The following is a 17,950-nucleotide window of genomic DNA, read 5'->3' as shown; positions in this document are numbered from 1 at the left end:
AATCAAAGCGCAACACTATTGTTGGGAGTATAGCTTAATTTTTTAGGTTTCAAAAAAATGTTAATGGAATGGTTAAGATGGGGCGCGATCGCGCTAATGAGTGTGGTTTGGGTGGAATTAGTTCGAGATAGTTATCATCTATTGTCGCATTTTTGGAAGCCGCTATATCGGTTACATCAGATCCATCATCGGGTATTTCGCCCTGATTTAAGTGTGGCTGATGAAAATTTATATCGGCGTTCCCAATGGCAAAATGATGTCCCCGAATGTGGTGTGATGTTAGTAGGGAGTTTATTGCCGGCGCTATTGGTTTCGGACTGGGTTGCCTGGACAGGAACGGTTTACACCGGGGGATTTTTGTTAAGCGCAATGGCACGGGGCAGTGGTTTAGCCTATGCGGATGAACTGACTGATCTGACCCATCGTCCGGGAACTTTTACCACGCTTCCCGGTCAGTGGCGAGTGAATCGTCCGTATCATTGGCGACACCATTTTGATAATCAGAAGGCTTACTATTGCAGTACGTTTACAATTGTGGATAAATTAGTGGGGACTGCTCTTTCCCTAAAAGGCAAACGGGTAGCAGTGACCGGCGCCTCGGGAACTTTAGGAAAAGCCCTATTAACAACACTGCGCGATCGCGGGGCGAAAGTAACGGCTTTGAGTTCTAAAACCGAACCGATTGTCCTCAAAGATGGCACCGAAATTCATCCCCTCACTTGGGAAAATGGGAAAGAACATGATCTGGCTGAGTCTCTAGAAAAAATTGATATTTTAATCTTGAATCATGGCATTAATGTTCACGGCGAAAGAACAGAAACAGCCATTGATCGGTCTTATCAAGTTAATGCTTTTTCGAGTTGGCGCTTGCTGGAAGCGTTTTTAAAGACGATTCGCACGAATGAAGACAAAGTGCGTAAAGAAATTTGGGTGAATACCTCGGAAGCAGAAGTGAGTCCAGCAGTTAGTCCCCTTTATGAGCTTTCCAAACGAACCTTAGGGGATTTAGTGACGCTGCGTCGTTTAGATTCACCTTGTGTCATTCGTAAATTAATTTTAGGACCCTTTAAAAGTAATTTGAATCCGATTGGTGTAATGTCTGCATCTTGGGTCGCTAAACAAATTGTGAACTTAGCAATGCGTGATTTTCGTAATATTATTGTAACGATTAATCCTTTGACCTATTTATTATTTCCTCTAAAAGAATTTTTCGTTTCTACTTACTTTAAACTGTTTAGTCACAGCGCTCACGAGTAAATAATTTCTTTAGCATTAGGTAGTAAAATAACTCCCTCCATTAACTGAATGTCCCGCAATTGTTGGGCTTTTTGTTCCTGGATTTGTTGGGCTTTTTGCTGATAGAGTTTCTTTCTTTCTTCAGGAGAAGGCGTTTTTCTTCCTTCCAGAAAAGGATCAATTTGACTCAAATGTTTCATTTGGTAACTCTCCAGAAACTTAAACTAGGGAGAAGGAGCCTCAACCACTTGCAAGCCCAGAACTTTCGCCCTTTTCTTCTTTGCCTTCGGATCATGAATCACCATGCTGATATAATTCTATATCTAAAAGTAAGCTTTTGCCATCGTTTAAACAACCCTCATTGATCTTCTCCGCTGACCAAGTTGCTTCAGTTAAGAAGCGACCGGAGTGATTGAAAATGGATCTTGAATAACTCTGATTTGATTGCCCGGTCGTTGATTGATTAAGTTAACTGACGACGAAAACGGTTAATACTAATTCCGAGTAAGAGAAGAGCAAAGAAAATTAAGGCGATTACATTGGGTAACAGAGGTCCAATTCCCACATCTTTTAGGATGAGGTGGCGCGCGATCGCGATGTAATGGCGCATCGGGTCAGCCAAAGAAAGAAATTGAAATAATGGTGGCATACTTTCAATCGGTGCAATTGCCCCCGAAAGCTGAATGAGAGGAACATTGAAAAAGAAAGAAATTAGCACGACTTGTTGTTGAGTTTTGGATAATGTTGCTAATAATAGTCCTAAGCCAATGACTACAAATATATAAATGGCAGAAAAGATTAAAAACCATAAATAGTTTCCTCGAAACGGAAGCTTGAAAACCAGCCAACCAATCGTCGAAGCTAGTAAAAAATCTCCCATTATTAATGTAAATAGAGGTGTAATTTTTGCAAGTAAAATTTCCCAAGCAGAGGCGGGAGTCATTAATAATTGTTCCAGTGTTCCGACATCTTTTTCTCGAATTACTGTAACTGAAGAAACGAGGGAACCCGTTAAAGTCAGCACTAACCCCATTACTCCAGGAACAAAAAACCAACTACTAATTAAACCGGGATTATATAAAAAGATCACTTCTGTATTGAGCGGAAGTGTAGCAGCAGTGCTCTTAATTTGCCGGTTATAATTTCTAATGATTTGTTGTATGTATCCTCTCGTAATTTGAGCTGTATTGGCATCAACACCATCAATTAAAACTTGAATATCTGCTGTTTTATTTTCAAGGATCTTTTCTCTAAAATCCGGAGGAATAATCACACCGCTGGTAACTTTTCCGGTACGAACTTGTTGCACCAGTTGCTCTTCTTGAATTGTGTTGAACGTGACATCGAACGTATCATTTTCTGTTAAGGAAGAAACTAACTCTCGACTATCTTGAGTCTGTGAATAATCGACCACGCCTAAACTGATTTCAGTGAGATTTGGGTTCAGGGCGAATCCGAGGAGTAAAAGTTGGAGAGTTGGCGGAAAAACCAGCAGAAATATGATTTGTTTATTGGTAAAAATTTGTTGAACTTCTTTTCTAGCCAGTGACCAAAAACGAGTTTCAAAAAAATGACGGATTAGATTCATTATTCTTGATTTATTACAGCATCTCTATAAACTAAATAATCGATACTTTTATTCTTAAATCCTCTGTGTTTATGTGGTTCGATTAACCCCCTTAATCTTTGAGCTGCATTTTAGACATCATTTTTGTAGAGCTAAATAATAATAAAAATGCGATCGCGCCAATCATTAAAGGAGCATACCAAACGCCAATCCAACCCGTTCCACGCACAAAGGCATCCCGGGTAATTAAAAGATAGTAACGCGCTGGAATAATATTAGAAATTAAGTAAAGGGGAAGGGGAAAATTTTCAATGCGGTAAATAAAGCCTGATAGTAAAAATGCACTAATAAACCCCGCGATCGCGGTCCCTTGTACTGCTGAATTTTGATTATTGGATCGCGACCCAATAAAAACCCCAAAAGAGACACTGGCAATTAAATATAGCAGAGTACCAATCATGAGCAAAGTGGGTTCAGTTGCCAAACGCAAATTAAATAGCAGGGTAGAGATTCCCATCACAATTGCTGCTTCTCCACTTGCCACGAAAACATAAGCCACAACTTTTCCTAATAACCATTCCCACGCTTTTAAGTCAGACGCATAGACTTGTATAATCGTGCCTTGTTCTTTTTCTCGCACCACCGCGATCGCGCTTAACATCGAAGGAAACACCCACAACACCACGGCAAACGCCCCAGGAACAATATACAAGGATTCTTTCCCACCGGGATTAAACCACAGTCGAATTTCGGCATTAACCGTCGGTGGAGACGACTGTTGCTGTTGAGTTTGAATAAAAAAATGAGTGGTGGCGCGAATGCTATTTTGGACGATGCGGGCATTGTTCACATCACTGCCATCTACCAAAACTTGGACATCGACAGTTTTGTTGGCTTTAATTTGACCAGAGAAGTCTGGAGGAATTACCACTGACGCGATCGCGCGCCCTGCATCAAGACTATCACTTGGAGAGTCACCCTGATCTCGAACCGGAACAAATTGATTGGTCGCAAACAACCGTTCCACATAGCTGCGAGACAGTGGACTATTATCGTAATCATGGATGCTGAGGGGCAGATTCTGGGCTTCGAGACGAATCGCAAACCCATAAATCAGCATCATTCCCAACGGGAGAATAAAGGCAAGGGCAACCGTAACGCGATCGCGCTTAAATTGCGCTAATTCTTTGCGACATTGGGCAATCATTCGAGCAAACATTATAGTCATTTGAGAAGGTTGACTGATGCTAATCGCTGTGGTTAACCCACCAAACAGCAATGATCACAGCAATAATCAGAAACACCACTCCCCCCCATGCGATGGTTTGCTCCCAGAAGATGATTTTAGTCAATTTTTGGGGATTGGGTTGAGTAATGTTTTCCTCAATGAAATTTTCCATAAAAAACTTGGTTGCGCCATGGCTTTGCCGATACCAGAGGTGCAGCACGTAAGTGGTTTTAAGACCCCAATTTTAGCTAAGACCCAGCTAGGGGAATTATGGCAGATTTCAAGTTTCTAAAGTGGTGCTGAGCAAAGAAGTTAACAAAAATTACCGATCATAATCAAATTGGCAACGATGAGGGTTACTGATCTTAAATTTTCGTTGAGAAAAACTCTGATTAAGAATTTTCTTTGTGATGATCGAAGATAAGGGAAAAAATCGTTCTCAAGGAATGGATTATGACTCAGCAAATTGCTTCTCCTGATCAAGTTTCGATTCCGGCTGGATACTTGAATATCATGGGCTATGTGGATGAATCGGAAGTGAATGGACCTGGGGTAAGGGCTGTAGTTTGGGTTCAAGGCTGCGATCGCCATTGTTCCGATTGTTTCAATCCTCAGTCTTGGTCATTTGAAATTAATCAACTCATTGCTGTGGAGGACTTAGCGGATCAAATTCTGAGTAAACCCCGCAATCAAGGGGTGACCTTTTCTGGGGGTGAACCGTTTTGGCAAGCGATCGCGCTGACGCAACTGGCGAAACGACTCAAACGTGCAGGCTTAAATGTGATGTCTTTTAGTGGTTTTACCTTACAAGCATTACAATCGCCGCAAGCGCCGCCCGGTGCAGCCGATCTCCTCCAAGAACTAGATCTCCTCGTTGATGGTCCTTATCTTCCTTCACAGGCAATTAATGAAGCTGATTCTCTGGTCTCTTCTCGTAATCAACGGGTGCGCGTCTTTAATCCGGCTTTAGAAAATCAACTGGATTGGGCGAGTGATCAAATTGAGATCCATATCCTCAAAGATGGCCGACGGATTGTCACCGGCTATCGCGGGTATCAGCCCTTGGCTGATTAGTACAGCGAGGAGGAAGGTGCTACCAAGCTGTACTCGCTCTTTCAACAGACTGGAAGAGCAATCAGAAATCAATTAGCGGCTTCCTTCTACCGGAAGACGCTCTAATTCTACTGTGATTTCTAGGGGTTCTCCGTTACGCTCAATGAGCAAGGAAATGCGATCGCCGACATTCTGTTGCTCGACAATCCGTTGGACTTCCTCTGATTCTTCTACCGTTTCGCCGTTGATTTCTCGAATCACATCCCCCGGTTGTAAGCCTGCTTGACTCGCTGGGGAACCGCTTACCGTTTCGACAATTAATACCCCAGACTCAGCTGTAATTTCCAAGTTTTGTTGCGGTAGTTGTTGCAACTGTTCTTTAATTTCTGGACTTAAGGTGACCATGCGAATGCCAATATAAGGATATTGCACTTCCCCAGTTTCGATAATTTCTGTTGCGACTCGTTTCGCGGTGTTAATGGGAACAGCGAAGCCTAACCCTTCTGCTTGTCCACCAATAATTGCCGTATTAATGGCAATGACCTCTCCCCGGGCATTTAAAAGCGGTCCGCCAGAATTCCCCGGATTAATCGCCGCATCCGTTTGAATAAATTCCACTCGTTTATCAGAGACACCAAGGGCGGAACCCGGTCGTCCCGTCGCACTAATCACCCCGACCGTAACCGTTTCGTTTAAGCCTAAAGGATTGCCGATCGCGATCGCCCATTGTCCGGGTTGCACACTCTCTGAATCCCCTAAAGGAATTGTCGGTAAATCTTGCGCATCAATCTGAATTACGGCAATATCAGTTAAAGGATCTTCCCCCACAACTGTTCCATCAAAGGTGCGTCCATCTCGTAAAGCGACAACCACTTCATCTGCTTTGTTCACCACATGGGCATTGGTTAAAATTTGCCCATCACTACTAACAATAAATCCCGACCCTAACCCTTCCTGAACCCGTTGCTGAGGAGGAGTCGGAATCGAATCCCCAAAAAACCGCTCAAAAAAGGGATTATTAAAAATCTCAGGAATCTCGGTATCTACCACCCGTTTGACATTAACCCGAACCACAGCCGGACTCGTTTCATTAACCACAGTTGTAACAAAGTTCGTATCTTCTGGTGTTGGTTCCAAGGGTCGAGAAGCAGAATCAGACTGATTTTCTGAAGGGTCTGATTCTCCAAACGGCAATTCTTCGGCATCAGGTGAAGGTTCAGAGGAATCTGGCGATGGATTAAGATTCAACTGAGAACAACTACTGACAAAAGTCGTCGTTGTCATCATTACAATTAGAGCAAGCCAAGGATTTTTTTTGGGTTTCATCATTTTTTATAAAACGAAGGCAATAGAATTTAAAATGACTCGGATAACTAACGAGAAACAATTAGGATTGGTTCTTCCAAGATCCTGACCAGGGAATCCCTCCCACTTCTAAACCACAATTGGTACTAGAAGCTTCAAAGATAACGTTTCCACTCCGATGAGAGAGTTTAAGGTGAAGGTCACCTTGCATTGTATCCCGACAACAAAACTGTAATCCTCGTTCCGTGGGTGCCCGTAAAAGTGTACCCGGTTGGTCAGTTTTGCCAATAATTTCCACTGCTAATTTTCTACCAACTGCATTCATTTTCCATTCTCCCCAAGGTTGAATTTCCCAAAAAACCTCAGAATTCCAGGGAACAAATTCATAAAATTGCCCGCGATGGTGGAAACAAATCAATGCTACTTCTTCGCCAAGGCCTAACACTTCTCGTCTTCCCCCACCTGCAGTTAAAGCGAGATCTGTTTCTTCGGTAAAAGCATTGCAGTTTAACCAAAACCATTTCGCCGGAAACGCCCGTCCCCAATTTTTTTCGCTGTAAGCCGGTACATTCGTAAATTTATAGGTTTTGCCTTGCCACTGAATCGATCCCGTTGCTAAGCCATGGGCAATCAAAATTTGCCAACCGGGTTCAAATAAAGGCAGAAACGATAACCATCCAGCCGTGGCTTTCTGGGGACGTTTAGGATTGCCCCAACCATAAATGGGGTTAATCTGATATTCCCAAGCGACCGTTTGGTCTGTAGCTGGGTCATAGAGTTTCCCCTGATTGAGGGTTGCCGTTGCTTGATACCCTTCGTTAATTTGTTGGTTAAATTGATTGGGAGTGAGTGGTCGGGGAAAACTTCCTACCGGTCGTTTGGCCCAATGTCCTAAGCCTAAAGCAGTATAATCAGCCCAAAACCCTTTGACATTGGGAAAGGTGCGCCAAAAATACTCATCATTGGGTCCTAAAATTTGCGCCGCCCCTCCACTGTAAGCAGTTCCCCCGGCGGGATCATCAATGGAGTACATGAAGGCGAAGGTTTGATTGATTTCGGGGAGGGTAACCCGATAATACCAACCTTCAAAAAATCGGGTATCTTCTCCTCCCCAATGGTAACCACTGTGAGGAGTTTGTAATTGATTGGTCATTCGTTCTTAGTCATTCCTCATTTAGGGAATAGAGAATCGTGAGGAGGATATATCTTGAATGTTTTTTGTCCTCCTCATTTCTTGACGCTTTCTCTCCATTCCCCCTTTTGTCTGGCAAAGGCTAAATGTTACTCAATTTCAATCGAACTCGGTGCAGAGGCACTGGTGCCACTACTACCCGTGGAGACAGCGGGTTGACGATATTCACTATACAGTTGATCGCGCCAGGTAAAGAAGGGTTCAAATGCAGGATTATCGCCGATACCAGGTAGGGCTTTTCCTGCCAGTTGATTAGGAATATCCATATAAGATTCTTCGGGGAATTTTAAGAGTAAACTAAGGCTAGCAACGCTAAAATCAGCTAGTGTGGGCATAGCACCCGTGAGATAAGGTTGTTCTTGTAAAATTAAACAGAGGGCTTCTAGGTCTTGTTTAAGGCTGCCTTCAGCGGCTTTCAGGGCTTCGCCTCCCATACCAACGCCACTGCCTAAAGCATCTAATAAATCAGAGGGAATGGCACTAACAATACTTCTGACAAACTCAGGGGTATCAGTGGGTAAAACCGCAGCGCGTAAAGCTTCGTTGCGATTCAAAGCGCCAATGAAGGCTTTTCTACTTTTGACACCAATGGATTCATCTGCCCATTCTTCCATGAGGAGGGTTAATCCTTTTTCTTTCGCTGCTGTGGGAATGAGGGGACGTTCTGGATAAGTCCGTTCCAAATACATGGCGATTTCTGTGGAGTCAGCAACAATAGTTTCCCCATCTTTGAGGACGGGGACTTGTCGCTGCCCTGACATTTGGAAGACTTCTACTTGTCCCACCCCTGGGGTCACTTCAATTTTACGGTATTCTAAGCCCTTGTAATCGAGAAGAAAACGGACTTTTTCGCTAAATTGGGAGAGTTCAAATTGATAAAGTTCTAGCATAGTTAATTCGATGCGAGCTTGCTTTCATAAAAGTTAACATTAATAAGGCGATTGTGTGAGTTACTTTTTGCAAATATGACGAATTGGGAAGAGGTTGCGGGCAATTCAGTTTTATTACCTTCACAACCGAAAGGGTTAATTCATTTTTTAGGTGGGGCGTTTGTCGCGACTGCGCCACAAGTGACCTATAGTTGGTTGTTGGAATCTTTAGCCGAGGAAGGATACGCGGTTATCGCGACGCCCTTTTTAAACGACTTAAATCATAGCGCGATCGCGCAGCGAACCTTGAATCGGTTTGAAACCGCCTATCAACGGTTGGGCTTATTTCAGCGCTATCTCCCCATTTATGGCATTGGGCATAGTATGGGCTGCAAATTACATTTACTCATTAATAGTTTATATGAAGTGAAACGGGCGGGAAATCTCCTCATTTCTTATAATAATTATCCAGCCCGACAAGCGGTTCCCTTGGTGGAACAATTAAATAATTTGATTGCTCTTGATTTGGAATTTACACCTTCCCCAGAACGGACCCTAGATATTGTCAAAAAAGATTACGGAAAAACACGGACTCTTTTAGTTCGTTTTCAAGATGATACCATTGATCAAACTGAAGATTTAAAGCCCGTTTTAGAAGCGTCTTCTCCCAATTTAGTCTCCTATTTGCAGCTTTCCGGTAATCATTTGACCCCCGTCAACCCGAAAGAATGGAATTGGCAACCGGGAAACAATTTTTCCCCACTTGATGCCTTAGGTCAATGGGTGAAACAGCAATTTTATCGCGATATTACGCAATTGAAAAAAGAAGTCCTACGTTGGCTCGACCCGACAGGTTAAAATGGAGATTAAGTTGATGTTAAAACGAAGCAAAAAAGTTTAGGAGGAGAGGATGAATAGTTGTATTTTAATGGCACAAATTACCAGCCAACCCCAACTGCGCTACACGCAAGAAAATCAAACTCCTTTAACAGAAATGATGGTGGAATTTTCCGGTTTGCGCGATAATGATCCACCGGCCAGTTTAAAGGTAGTGGCTTGGGGAGATAACTTAGCCAATGATGTTGCTCAAAATTATCACGCTGGGGATCAAGTTATTTTAGAAGGTCGTCTGCGCATGAACATTCTTGAACGTCAAGAAGGGTTCAAAGAAAAACGGGCAGAATTTACCTTATCTCGCATTCATGGAATAGGTAAGGGAACTGCCCCCGAACCTTCTGCTCAAAAAGAGACGGATAATTTAGTTGAGTTTCCTACTTCACAACCGCAAACAGCAGGGGGAACGCAGGAAGAAGAAAAAAATTTGGATGACATTCCCTTTTAAAGATCGTCTGGCTCACATTGCCAACAAGAAAACTACAATGAACGTTTAGGGAGGGCGCGTTACAACCTGTGGGTTAAAGACGCGCATTTATTTATTATTATGAAAAAGTTACCCATTGTTGCAATTATTGGTCGTCCGAATGTCGGAAAATCGACGTTAGTGAATCGTTTGACGGGGAGTCGCAATGCCATTGTCCATGATGAACCGGGAATTACCCGCGACCGTTTATATCAACCGAGTTTTTGGCGCGATCGCGATTTTTTAGTGGTGGATACTGGTGGCATTGTCTTTGATGATGACAGTGAATTTTTACCGGAAATTCGACAGCAAGCGATGATGGCGTTATCAGAAGCCGTTGCGGCAATTTTTGTAGTCGATGGGCAAAGTGGACCCACTTCTGGAGATGAAGAAATTGCCGAGTGGTTACGTCAGCAAAACGTTCCGGTTTATTTAGCGGTGAATAAGTGTGAATCGCCGGAACAAGGGTTAATGCAAGCCGCACAATTTTGGGAATTAGGGTTAGGAGAACCGTATCCTGTTTCCGGTATTCATGGGAGTGGAACGGGCGATTTATTAGATGCTGTGATCTCCACTTTTCCCCCTTATGAAGCTTTACCCGAAGCAGAAGAAACCGAAATTAATGTTGCGATTATTGGTCGTCCAAATGTCGGTAAATCCAGTTTACTCAATGCTCTAACTGGGGCAAGTCGTTCCATTGTTAGCCCGATTTCAGGGACGACTCGCGATGCCATTGATTTACAAATTGAACATCAAGGACAAGTCTATCGCTTGATTGATACCGCAGGGATTCGCAAGAAGAAAAACATTCGGTATGGTGCGGAATTTTTTAGTATTAATCGGGCATTTAAAGCCATTCGACGCTCTGATGTTTCTCTCCTGGTCATTGATGCCTTAGATAGCATTACCGATCAAGATATGAAACTCGCTGGACGAATTGAAGAAGAAGGGAAAGCGGCGATTATTATTGTGAATAAATGGGATGCGTTAGAAAAAGATTCCAATACAATTTATCAATATGAAAAAATGCTGCGCGATCGCGTTTATTTTATGTATTGGTCAGAAATTTTATTTGTCAGTGCCTTAACCGGACAACGGGTAAAAACCATTTTTGATTCCATTCAGACTGCGGTGCAAGAACATCGTCGCCGTGTCAGTACCGCTGTGATCAATGAAGTGATTCAAGAAGCAGTGGCTTGGTATTCTCCACCGACGAGTCGTCAAGGGAAACAAGGCAGAATTTATTACGGAACGCAGGTGAGTACCCAACCGCCAACCATTGCCCTATTCGTGAACGATCCTAAACGTTTCAATGATACCTATCGCCGTTATATTGACCGTCAATTCCGAGAACAATTAGGCTTTACTGGAACACCCTTACGTTTAATTTGGCGTGGTAAGCGACCCCGAGATGTCGAAGAAAACAAACTGAATCGTGCAACAAGAGTGTAGGAGAACTTAATAATGGATAGCGACTGATTCTTTGCATCATCAGCCCATGACCACTCAGTTGAATTATTAATTGTTATATGGACTTACTGCGATCGCTGCCCATTGGCTTATATTTAGAAAAACCCGATACTTGGCTTCATCATCTCGATCCAAGAATTAAACTGGCTTGGTTGATGGGGTTTCTTCTCACCCCCATTTTGGCGCATCCCCTGTGGCGGATTGGCTTAGTCTTTGCTTTAATTTTAATTACGTTCTTGGCTCGCATTCCCCTCCGCGTTTGGCGACAACAGATGGGATGGCTACTGATCCTTTGCACATTAGTCTTTGTGTTGACCTGCATTTTCGATGATGGACTTGCTATTAACCATCAACCCAGATTACCCAGCAGCGATCTGGACCTCCCCCAACCAACTGATTATCAGTACGTCTTAATTAATGAAGCTTGGCTCACTGTGACTCGTCGGTCTCTCGACCTTGCCATTCGCGTCAGCACCCTCATTTTTACCCTCATTTATAGTACCAATCTTTATCTTTTAACCACTGCCCCCGAAAAAATTACTGCCGGTTTAGAAACCTTTTTTCAACCGTTACGCCGCTTTGGCGTTCCAGTAACCGAAATCTTACTTACTCTAACCCTATCCCTACGCTTCATTCCCCTGGTTTTAGAAGAAATTCAAAATCTGGTTCGTTCGGTTAGTACCCGGGCAATTAACTGGAAAAAATTGGGTATTCGTAAAAGTCTAACGCTGTGGTTAATGGTGGCAGAAAAGTTATTGGAAAACCTCTTGATGAGAGCCGAACAAATCGCGATCGCGATGGAAGTGCGAGGCTTTACCAGTCCCGATCAACATAATGTCCAATGGCATTACCTAAGGCTCAGAGGCAGAGACTGGCTTGCCATTGGTGGAATCATCCTCTTTTTAGGCGGGCGTTTCCTTTGGGGGGGACAATAAGTCGTTGTCGGTCAGTTTTGAAATAATGGGTCGAAGTTGGATCGGGGAGGCAAGGGAGAAAAAATCAGTACACTCATCCCTCGATGCAAACAAAATTAATCGCCCAGTCGTTAATTCTTCACCTGAAATAGTTTAATTTGTCAAATTTATAACAAAGTCGTTACAAATGAATTCATTCAACGCGTTGCCGCTAAAAAAAGAGGGTTGATAAAGCTTGAAACGTATTACTAGCTTTCCAAGCTTACTTTTTAAGAATTAGACACAACTTCAACCCATACTTCATCAAAATAGCAAAATTAAGCTGACTATTCAAGATCCATCGGCTGAAAGGACGCAAAATCGTTGAATATTAAGGAAAATTACAATTTCGATCCGGAACCCTTTTACCAGAAAATGCTCCTTTATTTGGAATCAGCAGAAACAGCTAGACCTTGCTTACGAATCATGTCGATGGGTACTTCAGAAAAGTACTGACAACGAAATTGTTCTTCTTGAACTGCCGCTAAAAAAGTCTGAACAGCGTCAGGACTAAAAATATCAGTCTTTGCTGTTCCTGTTACTTTTATTGCTACTTCTCCTTCGAGATGAAAGCCGATACTCATCAATGCTTGCAGACCAAGGGTAAGTGTTTTTCGACTTAATGCCAACTGAGTTTGTAGTTTTTCTTGGGTCACAATTTGCTCAGTCCGGCTGAGATATTTGGCAATACCCAGTAACTGTTTCCAAATCTCTTTTGCTGGCAAGTGATGAGGTGACGAATAAGTCAGCGCGATCGCGCAATTGCTTTTCATTCCTGCTTCCAGAGTTGACGTTATTTCTTCCCAATGGCGAGGACAGTTATCGACCGTTAAAACCGGCTCTTTGGTCTCAACGGGTGTCTTCTCTCCTCGACAATCCAGCAAGACCAGTGTCTCATCACTCCCAAAAGAATAACTATCTTGTTGCTGCTTTGCTTTGACTTCTACAATGCGCACTTCGTACTCTTTTTGATAAGCATTAAAATCTAGTTCGACTACCGCATCAAACGATTGATTCTCCGGTAACTCTTCCTTATAGTGTCCCCACCACATGCCAGGAAATCCCTCTGGCTTAGTTTCATCACAAATTTTAAATGTGGTGCGAATATAGCGAATTTTCTTACCCGTATAATCTTGAATATTTTTATTCCAAACTTGCTCAAACCAGCAATTTTGAATCAGTAAGCGCGGAAGCGGATTGCCCATTCCATAAGGTTCCAGTAATTTTAAAGCTTGAAAGAGTTCTTTTCCTAACTCTTGAACAGTAACAATCAAATCAATTGCCAAGGTAGGTTCGGGGGCAATACTGCCATATTGCTGGCGAAATTGTTGATTAATTGCCTCTCGAAAAATCGGGAGATTTTCTGCTTTAATACTGAGTCCTGCAGCAAACGGATGTCCGCCAAAGCGATGTAATAAATGTTGCTGCGATCGCAGCAGTTGATAAAGATCGATTTTCTGCACAGAACGGGCAGAACCGCGAGCAAAACTGATTTCTTCTTCATTAGCCGTATCCAAGTTTAAAAGGATGGTGGGACGGGCATATTCTTGAGCAATTTGTCCCGCTACTAACCCTAAAACCCCCGGTTGCCATTGGGAATCAGCGAGAACAATTACCCCCGTTGTCGATAAATCCAGTTCTGCAATGCGCCATTTCACGGCAGTTTCCACTTCCTTTTGTAGTTCCTTGCGACGCGTATTCGCAATTTCAGTTTGTTGAGCCAGTTGTTTACAAACGGTTTCGTCTTGACTGGTTAACAATTCCACTGCAAATGTCGCATCCCCTTGAATACGACTAATGGCATTAATACGAGGACCAATGCCAAAGGCAATATCCATCGGTCGATCGCCGCTTCTCTTACATAACTTCAACAGTTCAGCAATCCCTGGGCGCGTGGGATGATTCAGTTGTTGGGCTAATTTTTGAATGCCTTGTTGAGCTAAATAGCGACAATCTCCTCGCAGTTCTACTAAATCGGCAATCAGTCCAATGGCGACTAAATCTAATAACGTTTCTGCTGGCTGTTCTGGAATTTCCGGAAAAGATTCAGATAAAGCCTCAATGAGTTTATACGCTACGGCGACACCCGACAGATGATAGAGCGGATGCGATGGGGCTAAATATTTAGGGTTGAGAATGGCAACGACATCAGGTTCTTCTGAGGGCAACGTATGATGATCGGTAATGATCAGATCAATCCCCAAGGTTTTAGCAATTTTCATTTCCGCCAAATTCGTGCTTCCGGTATCGCAAGTAATCACTAATTCCACCCCATTCGCTGCCAATTGTCTCAACCCTGGTTCGTTCAAGCCATGAGACTCAGTCAGACGATTCGGAATGTAATAAGAGAGGCTTTCCGGAGTGGGAAAAAAAGGTTGTAACCCTTCCCAAAGCACACTTGTTGCCGTGACCCCATCGGCATCAAAATCTCCCCAGATGACAACTTTTTCCTGATTTTCCCAGGCTTGCTGACATCGTTGAATCGCTAACTCCATTTGTCGTCCAAAACCAGCAAAGCCAGAAGTGGGCGTATACGTTTTCGGGTCAAGAAATTGCTTTAAACTGTCTAAATCATCAATGCCTCGTTGCCACAATAATTGAGCAATATATGGAGAGTATGGCGGATGATACTGTGCGACTGCCGTGAGGAACCAGTCTGGAATTTCAGGTTTAGGAACAATGTGCCAGTAGGACATAATAAGTTAGTTATTTGTCATTCGTTAGCTGTTTTAGGGAATCAAGCAAGTTTGATTTAATTTTGCAAACGAAACAATAAAATTTGGGTAATTTCCTGTTCATTAAAATTATCATCACTAATGACAAATAAACTTTGACTGCCATCGGGTAAAGTTGGACCCACAGCTAAGCCTTCCAAATTATAGATATCGAAATCAAGTTCAGAGAAATCAAACAATAGCTTTTTCCGCAGCGGTTGCAATCCTCCTAATTCAACATTAAAGGTGTTTACGCCTGACGTATCTGTTGCATTGCCAATTGTCATCAGAAAGAGTTTGGCACCATATCCTGATAAGCCATAAGACCGTTCTAGGGTTAAGAAATACCCTTCCGGTTGAATAGCTAAAACTTCGGTTAAACCATTACCAACGGTTCCTAATGGGGGTTCATCTAATAAATATAAATGTTCGGCAATCGGAAGGGGTTGCCCAATCGGATTAACCACATAATGTAAAAAACGAACTCGGGTTGGTTCTTCCGAATCTTTAGGTAATTGATCCTGACGGAGAGACGATTCTGTTGCGGTGAAAACTCGAAAGGGATCCCCTTCTGGACTGAGTACACCACTCGGATTAAGCGTTAGAGATTCAAACCCCAGATTATTTCTCACCCCTCTGGGGGCATCTTCTTCTGTTTCTGGTAATAAAAACCGTTGCGGTAACGGAAGGGTTTGTTTCTGCACTCCTGTATCGAGATCAAAGCGCTTGACAAAAGGATAAATATTTTGCTCCGTGTTCCCTTCACTAGAAATAAAGACCGTATTGCCGGGGGCAAAAGCAATCCCTTCACCATCAATTTCTCCCTTGGGAAAAACTTCTCCCGCCTCAGTTTGGAGAAACGTAACATCTTCCACGCTAACATCTGCAATTTGTGGCGTGGTTTCTTGGAGTTTAACGCTAATATCAAGGGTATAAAATCTTGCCGGGGCATTTCGGCTGCGATCATCCGAAATCGCATAAAATAAATTTTTCTTCTGGTTATAGGTGATCCCAGATAAACCACCAACCGGTGTTTTTTCAAATGTCTGTTTAGGCAGTTCATAAGAATCTAAAAAATCAACCGACATTTTAGGGAAAAGACGATCTTGGGCTTGCACTTGAGCAGAACTGCCGCAAGCAGCTAATGTAACTAAAACTAGAAATAAAATAATTGATCGAAGCATTATTAAATACAAATAAAAGATAATTTATTCAAACACAATTAACGTAAAATTAGAGAGTAGTCCAGTCTTTTGCATGCGTGACCCTTGGAATCACAGAAGCATCAATCATCCCTTTTATGATACCAAACGCGTATAATTCCTGACTTATAAAAAATTTGATCGCGCATCTTGGGTTTGCCCTAACATCATCTCTCATCATTCCTAATCTATTGGCAGCGCTAGCAAAATACAGTTATACAATAATAGTAAGGAATGTAAGGAAGGGTTATGGAACTAGCTAAAGTTACCTCTAAAGGACAAATTACGATACCGGTTGAGATTCGCAAGCAACTGAATCTTAAACCTGGCGACAAAGTTTTATTTATTGAAGAAAATGGCAAAATCACCCTTGCTAACTCATCACTGACTGCACTTTCTAAAATACAGGAAGAACTTTCTGGTGCAGCAGAAAAAGCGGAAATTCGCAACGAAGAAGATGTCATCCAATTAGTTAAAGAAGTTCGCATTGAAAATGGGCAGTAATTTGCTGTGCGTTTATTTATTGATACTAATGTGATTATTTCGGCAATTCTGTTCCCTAATTCATCGGTAGCTGAGTTTATGCGATACGCAATTGCATGGCATACCTTAGTTATATCTCAGTATGTTGTGGATGAACTATATGCAGTGTTTGAGCGGAAGTTTCCGAATCAGATTGAAACGCTAGAGACGTTTTTGATTGAGTTATCCTACGAACTTGTTGATATTGATAATATCGAACCCGCCTCCCGTGACGACCTAACTTTTTTGAGAGATCAAGCAGATTTGCCGATTGTGATAGCTGCTATTTACTCTCAATGTGACTACTTGATTACTGGTGATAAAGATATTTTAACTTTAGAACTCAATTCCCCCAAGGTTATGAGTCCAGCAGCATTTTATGCTTTTGATACAGATGAAAATTAAATCCAAGTCAATGAGTCATATCGTAGCGCGATCGCGCGCCCTTAGTTTGCCCTAACATCATCTCTAAAACATCCCAATTTTCGGCTTCAATCACTTGCTTGATTGTCTCTAATTGTTCTTGATACACTTGCAGCGATCGCTGCACGGCTTCTTTATTATATTTTGCCATCATCACCCCTAATTCTGGGTTCCCCCCACCGACGCGACTGGTATCCCGGAAGCCAGAACTTGCGAGTTTTTGTGCTAACTGTGCCACTTCGGGATCGGTTTCTTGCAGAGAAGCAGCAATTAAACTGCTACTGACAAATACCGGTAAATGAGAAATCCAAGCGACAGCTTGATCATGGGTTTCTGGGGGACAAATAATAACCTCGGTCTCTAAAGACTGAACTAATTCAGTGACCGTTTTTTGCGCTTGTGAGGGCGTGTGTTCTGTGGGGGTTAACACATATCGTGTGCCTGGGAATAAGTCCGGCTTGGCTGCTGTAATCCCTTGTTCTGCGGTTCCTGCCATGGGGTGTCCGCCAATAAAATTTGACCAGAGAGGGGCGACTGCATTCACAACCGCACTTTTCACTGATCCCACATCCGTCAAAATCGTGTCGGGGGAAAGAATGGGTTGTAATTTTTCCACTGTCGGTAAAATCGCGCCAATCGGGGTACAAATAAATACCACCTCTGTAGCTTGGAGAAGGGAGAAATCAACACTCGCCTTATCGGCAATTCCTTTTTCACAAGCAAGGGTGCAAGTTTCCTGATGACGGGAAATCCCGAGGATATAATGACCGCGCGATCGCAGCGCTAACCCTAACGAACCGCCAATTAAACCTAAACCAATAATTCCGACCTTCATAATGCTTTTTTATAATGATGG

The 17,950-nt window shown here is 42.8% G+C and carries 18 protein-coding genes; 9 read left to right on the top strand and 9 right to left on the bottom strand.

Translation table 11 applies throughout. From position 1 onward, the window contains the following. The first annotated feature begins 57 nt into the window (after positions 1-57). On the top strand, positions 58-1,257 hold the full coding sequence (locus GVY04_13685) for a bifunctional sterol desaturase/short chain dehydrogenase (GenBank protein ID NBD17144.1): 1,200 nt from the start codon (positions 58-60) through the stop codon (positions 1,255-1,257). On the opposite strand, the gene GVY04_13680 is transcribed toward GVY04_13685, so the two are convergent. The 3 genes from GVY04_13680 to GVY04_13670 form a co-directional block, all read right to left on the bottom strand. Next, on the bottom strand, positions 1,248-1,436 hold the full coding sequence (locus tag GVY04_13680) for a hypothetical protein (protein ID NBD17143.1): 189 nt from the start codon (positions 1,434-1,436) through the stop codon (positions 1,248-1,250). The two genes, GVY04_13685 and GVY04_13680, sit on opposite strands and share 10 nt — an antisense overlap. Before the next feature lie 263 nt (positions 1,437-1,699). Beyond that, positions 1,700-2,824, bottom strand: a complete 1,125-nt coding sequence (locus GVY04_13675) for an ABC transporter permease (protein NBD17142.1) — start codon at positions 2,822-2,824, stop codon at positions 1,700-1,702. A gap of 91 nt (positions 2,825-2,915) precedes the next feature. Beyond that, positions 2,916-4,022 (bottom strand): ABC transporter permease, encoded by a 1,107-nt coding sequence (locus GVY04_13670; protein ID NBD17141.1) that lies wholly within the window; start codon positions 4,020-4,022, stop codon positions 2,916-2,918. Positions 4,023-4,047: 25 nt separating this feature from the next. Between GVY04_13670 and GVY04_13665 the strand changes: the two genes are divergently transcribed. Together GVY04_13665 and GVY04_13660 are read left to right on the top strand one after the other, a co-directional pair. Continuing rightward, positions 4,048-4,323: a hypothetical protein gene (locus GVY04_13665; protein NBD17140.1), complete on the top strand. Its 276-nt coding sequence runs from the start codon at positions 4,048-4,050 to the stop codon at positions 4,321-4,323. A gap of 161 nt (positions 4,324-4,484) precedes the next feature. Further along, positions 4,485-5,105, top strand: coding sequence for a 4Fe-4S cluster-binding domain-containing protein (locus tag GVY04_13660; protein ID NBD17139.1), 621 nt, complete (start codon positions 4,485-4,487; stop codon positions 5,103-5,105). A 72-nt stretch (positions 5,106-5,177) separates the two neighbouring features. On the opposite strand, the gene GVY04_13655 is transcribed toward GVY04_13660, so the two are convergent. From GVY04_13655 to GVY04_13645, 3 genes are all read right to left on the bottom strand, one after another. Then, complete coding sequence (locus GVY04_13655; GenBank protein NBD17138.1) at positions 5,178-6,410, bottom strand: PDZ domain-containing protein; 1,233 nt, start codon at positions 6,408-6,410, stop codon at positions 5,178-5,180. Between the two features lie 61 nt (positions 6,411-6,471). Further along, positions 6,472-7,542, bottom strand: a complete 1,071-nt coding sequence (locus GVY04_13650) for a tocopherol cyclase (GenBank protein NBD17137.1) — start codon at positions 7,540-7,542, stop codon at positions 6,472-6,474. A 128-nt stretch (positions 7,543-7,670) separates the two neighbouring features. Further along, positions 7,671-8,471: a glutathione S-transferase gene (locus GVY04_13645; protein ID NBD17136.1), complete on the bottom strand. Its 801-nt coding sequence runs from the start codon at positions 8,469-8,471 to the stop codon at positions 7,671-7,673. A 75-nt stretch (positions 8,472-8,546) separates the two neighbouring features. On the opposite strand from GVY04_13645, the gene GVY04_13640 reads away from it, so the two are divergent. The 4 genes from GVY04_13640 to GVY04_13625 all read left to right on the top strand — a co-directional run bounded on the left by GVY04_13640 (position 8,547) and on the right by GVY04_13625 (position 12,215). Beyond that, positions 8,547-9,308: a DUF1350 domain-containing protein gene (locus GVY04_13640; GenBank protein ID NBD17135.1), complete on the top strand. Its 762-nt coding sequence runs from the start codon at positions 8,547-8,549 to the stop codon at positions 9,306-9,308. A 52-nt stretch (positions 9,309-9,360) separates the two neighbouring features. After that, positions 9,361-9,792 (top strand): single-stranded DNA-binding protein, encoded by a 432-nt coding sequence (locus GVY04_13635; GenBank protein NBD17134.1) that lies wholly within the window; start codon positions 9,361-9,363, stop codon positions 9,790-9,792. A gap of 99 nt (positions 9,793-9,891) precedes the next feature. Next, complete coding sequence (locus tag GVY04_13630; GenBank protein NBD17133.1) at positions 9,892-11,262, top strand: ribosome biogenesis GTPase Der; 1,371 nt, start codon at positions 9,892-9,894, stop codon at positions 11,260-11,262. A 77-nt stretch (positions 11,263-11,339) separates the two neighbouring features. Then, positions 11,340-12,215, top strand: coding sequence for a hypothetical protein (locus GVY04_13625; protein NBD17132.1), 876 nt, complete (start codon positions 11,340-11,342; stop codon positions 12,213-12,215). Between the two features lie 401 nt (positions 12,216-12,616). Here GVY04_13625 and recJ read toward each other — a convergent pair whose 3' ends face one another. Continuing rightward, on the bottom strand, positions 12,617-14,929 hold the full coding sequence (gene recJ, locus GVY04_13620; GenBank protein ID NBD17131.1) for a single-stranded-DNA-specific exonuclease RecJ: 2,313 nt from the start codon (positions 14,927-14,929) through the stop codon (positions 12,617-12,619). Positions 14,930-14,985: 56 nt separating this feature from the next. Beyond that, the gene (locus tag GVY04_13615) at positions 14,986-16,131 is read right to left on the bottom strand and encodes an endonuclease/exonuclease/phosphatase (protein ID NBD17130.1); all 1,146 of its coding nucleotides are present in this window, start codon (positions 16,129-16,131) and stop codon (positions 14,986-14,988) included. Positions 16,132-16,398: 267 nt separating this feature from the next. Between GVY04_13615 and GVY04_13610 the strand changes: the two genes are divergently transcribed. Together GVY04_13610 and GVY04_13605 are read left to right on the top strand one after the other, a co-directional pair. Further along, positions 16,399-16,653 (top strand): AbrB/MazE/SpoVT family DNA-binding domain-containing protein, encoded by a 255-nt coding sequence (locus GVY04_13610; GenBank protein ID NBD17129.1) that lies wholly within the window; start codon positions 16,399-16,401, stop codon positions 16,651-16,653. Between the two features lie 6 nt (positions 16,654-16,659). Then, the gene (locus GVY04_13605; GenBank protein ID NBD17128.1) at positions 16,660-17,076 is read left to right on the top strand and encodes a putative toxin-antitoxin system toxin component, PIN family; all 417 of its coding nucleotides are present in this window, start codon (positions 16,660-16,662) and stop codon (positions 17,074-17,076) included. 7 nt (positions 17,077-17,083) lie between these two features. On the opposite strand, the gene GVY04_13600 is transcribed toward GVY04_13605, so the two are convergent. After that, a complete protein-coding gene (locus GVY04_13600) occupies positions 17,084-17,929 on the bottom strand; it encodes a prephenate/arogenate dehydrogenase (GenBank protein NBD17127.1) in 846 nt (281 codons plus the stop codon). Between the last annotated feature and the right edge of the window lie 21 nt (positions 17,930-17,950).

Source organism: Cyanobacteria bacterium GSL.Bin1 (genome assembly GCA_009909085.1).
In the GTDB taxonomy this organism is placed as follows: domain Bacteria; phylum Cyanobacteriota; class Cyanobacteriia; order Cyanobacteriales; family Rubidibacteraceae; genus Halothece.
Note: the sequence above shows the minus strand (reverse complement) of the source record. Positions and strands in the feature narration are given on the sequence as shown.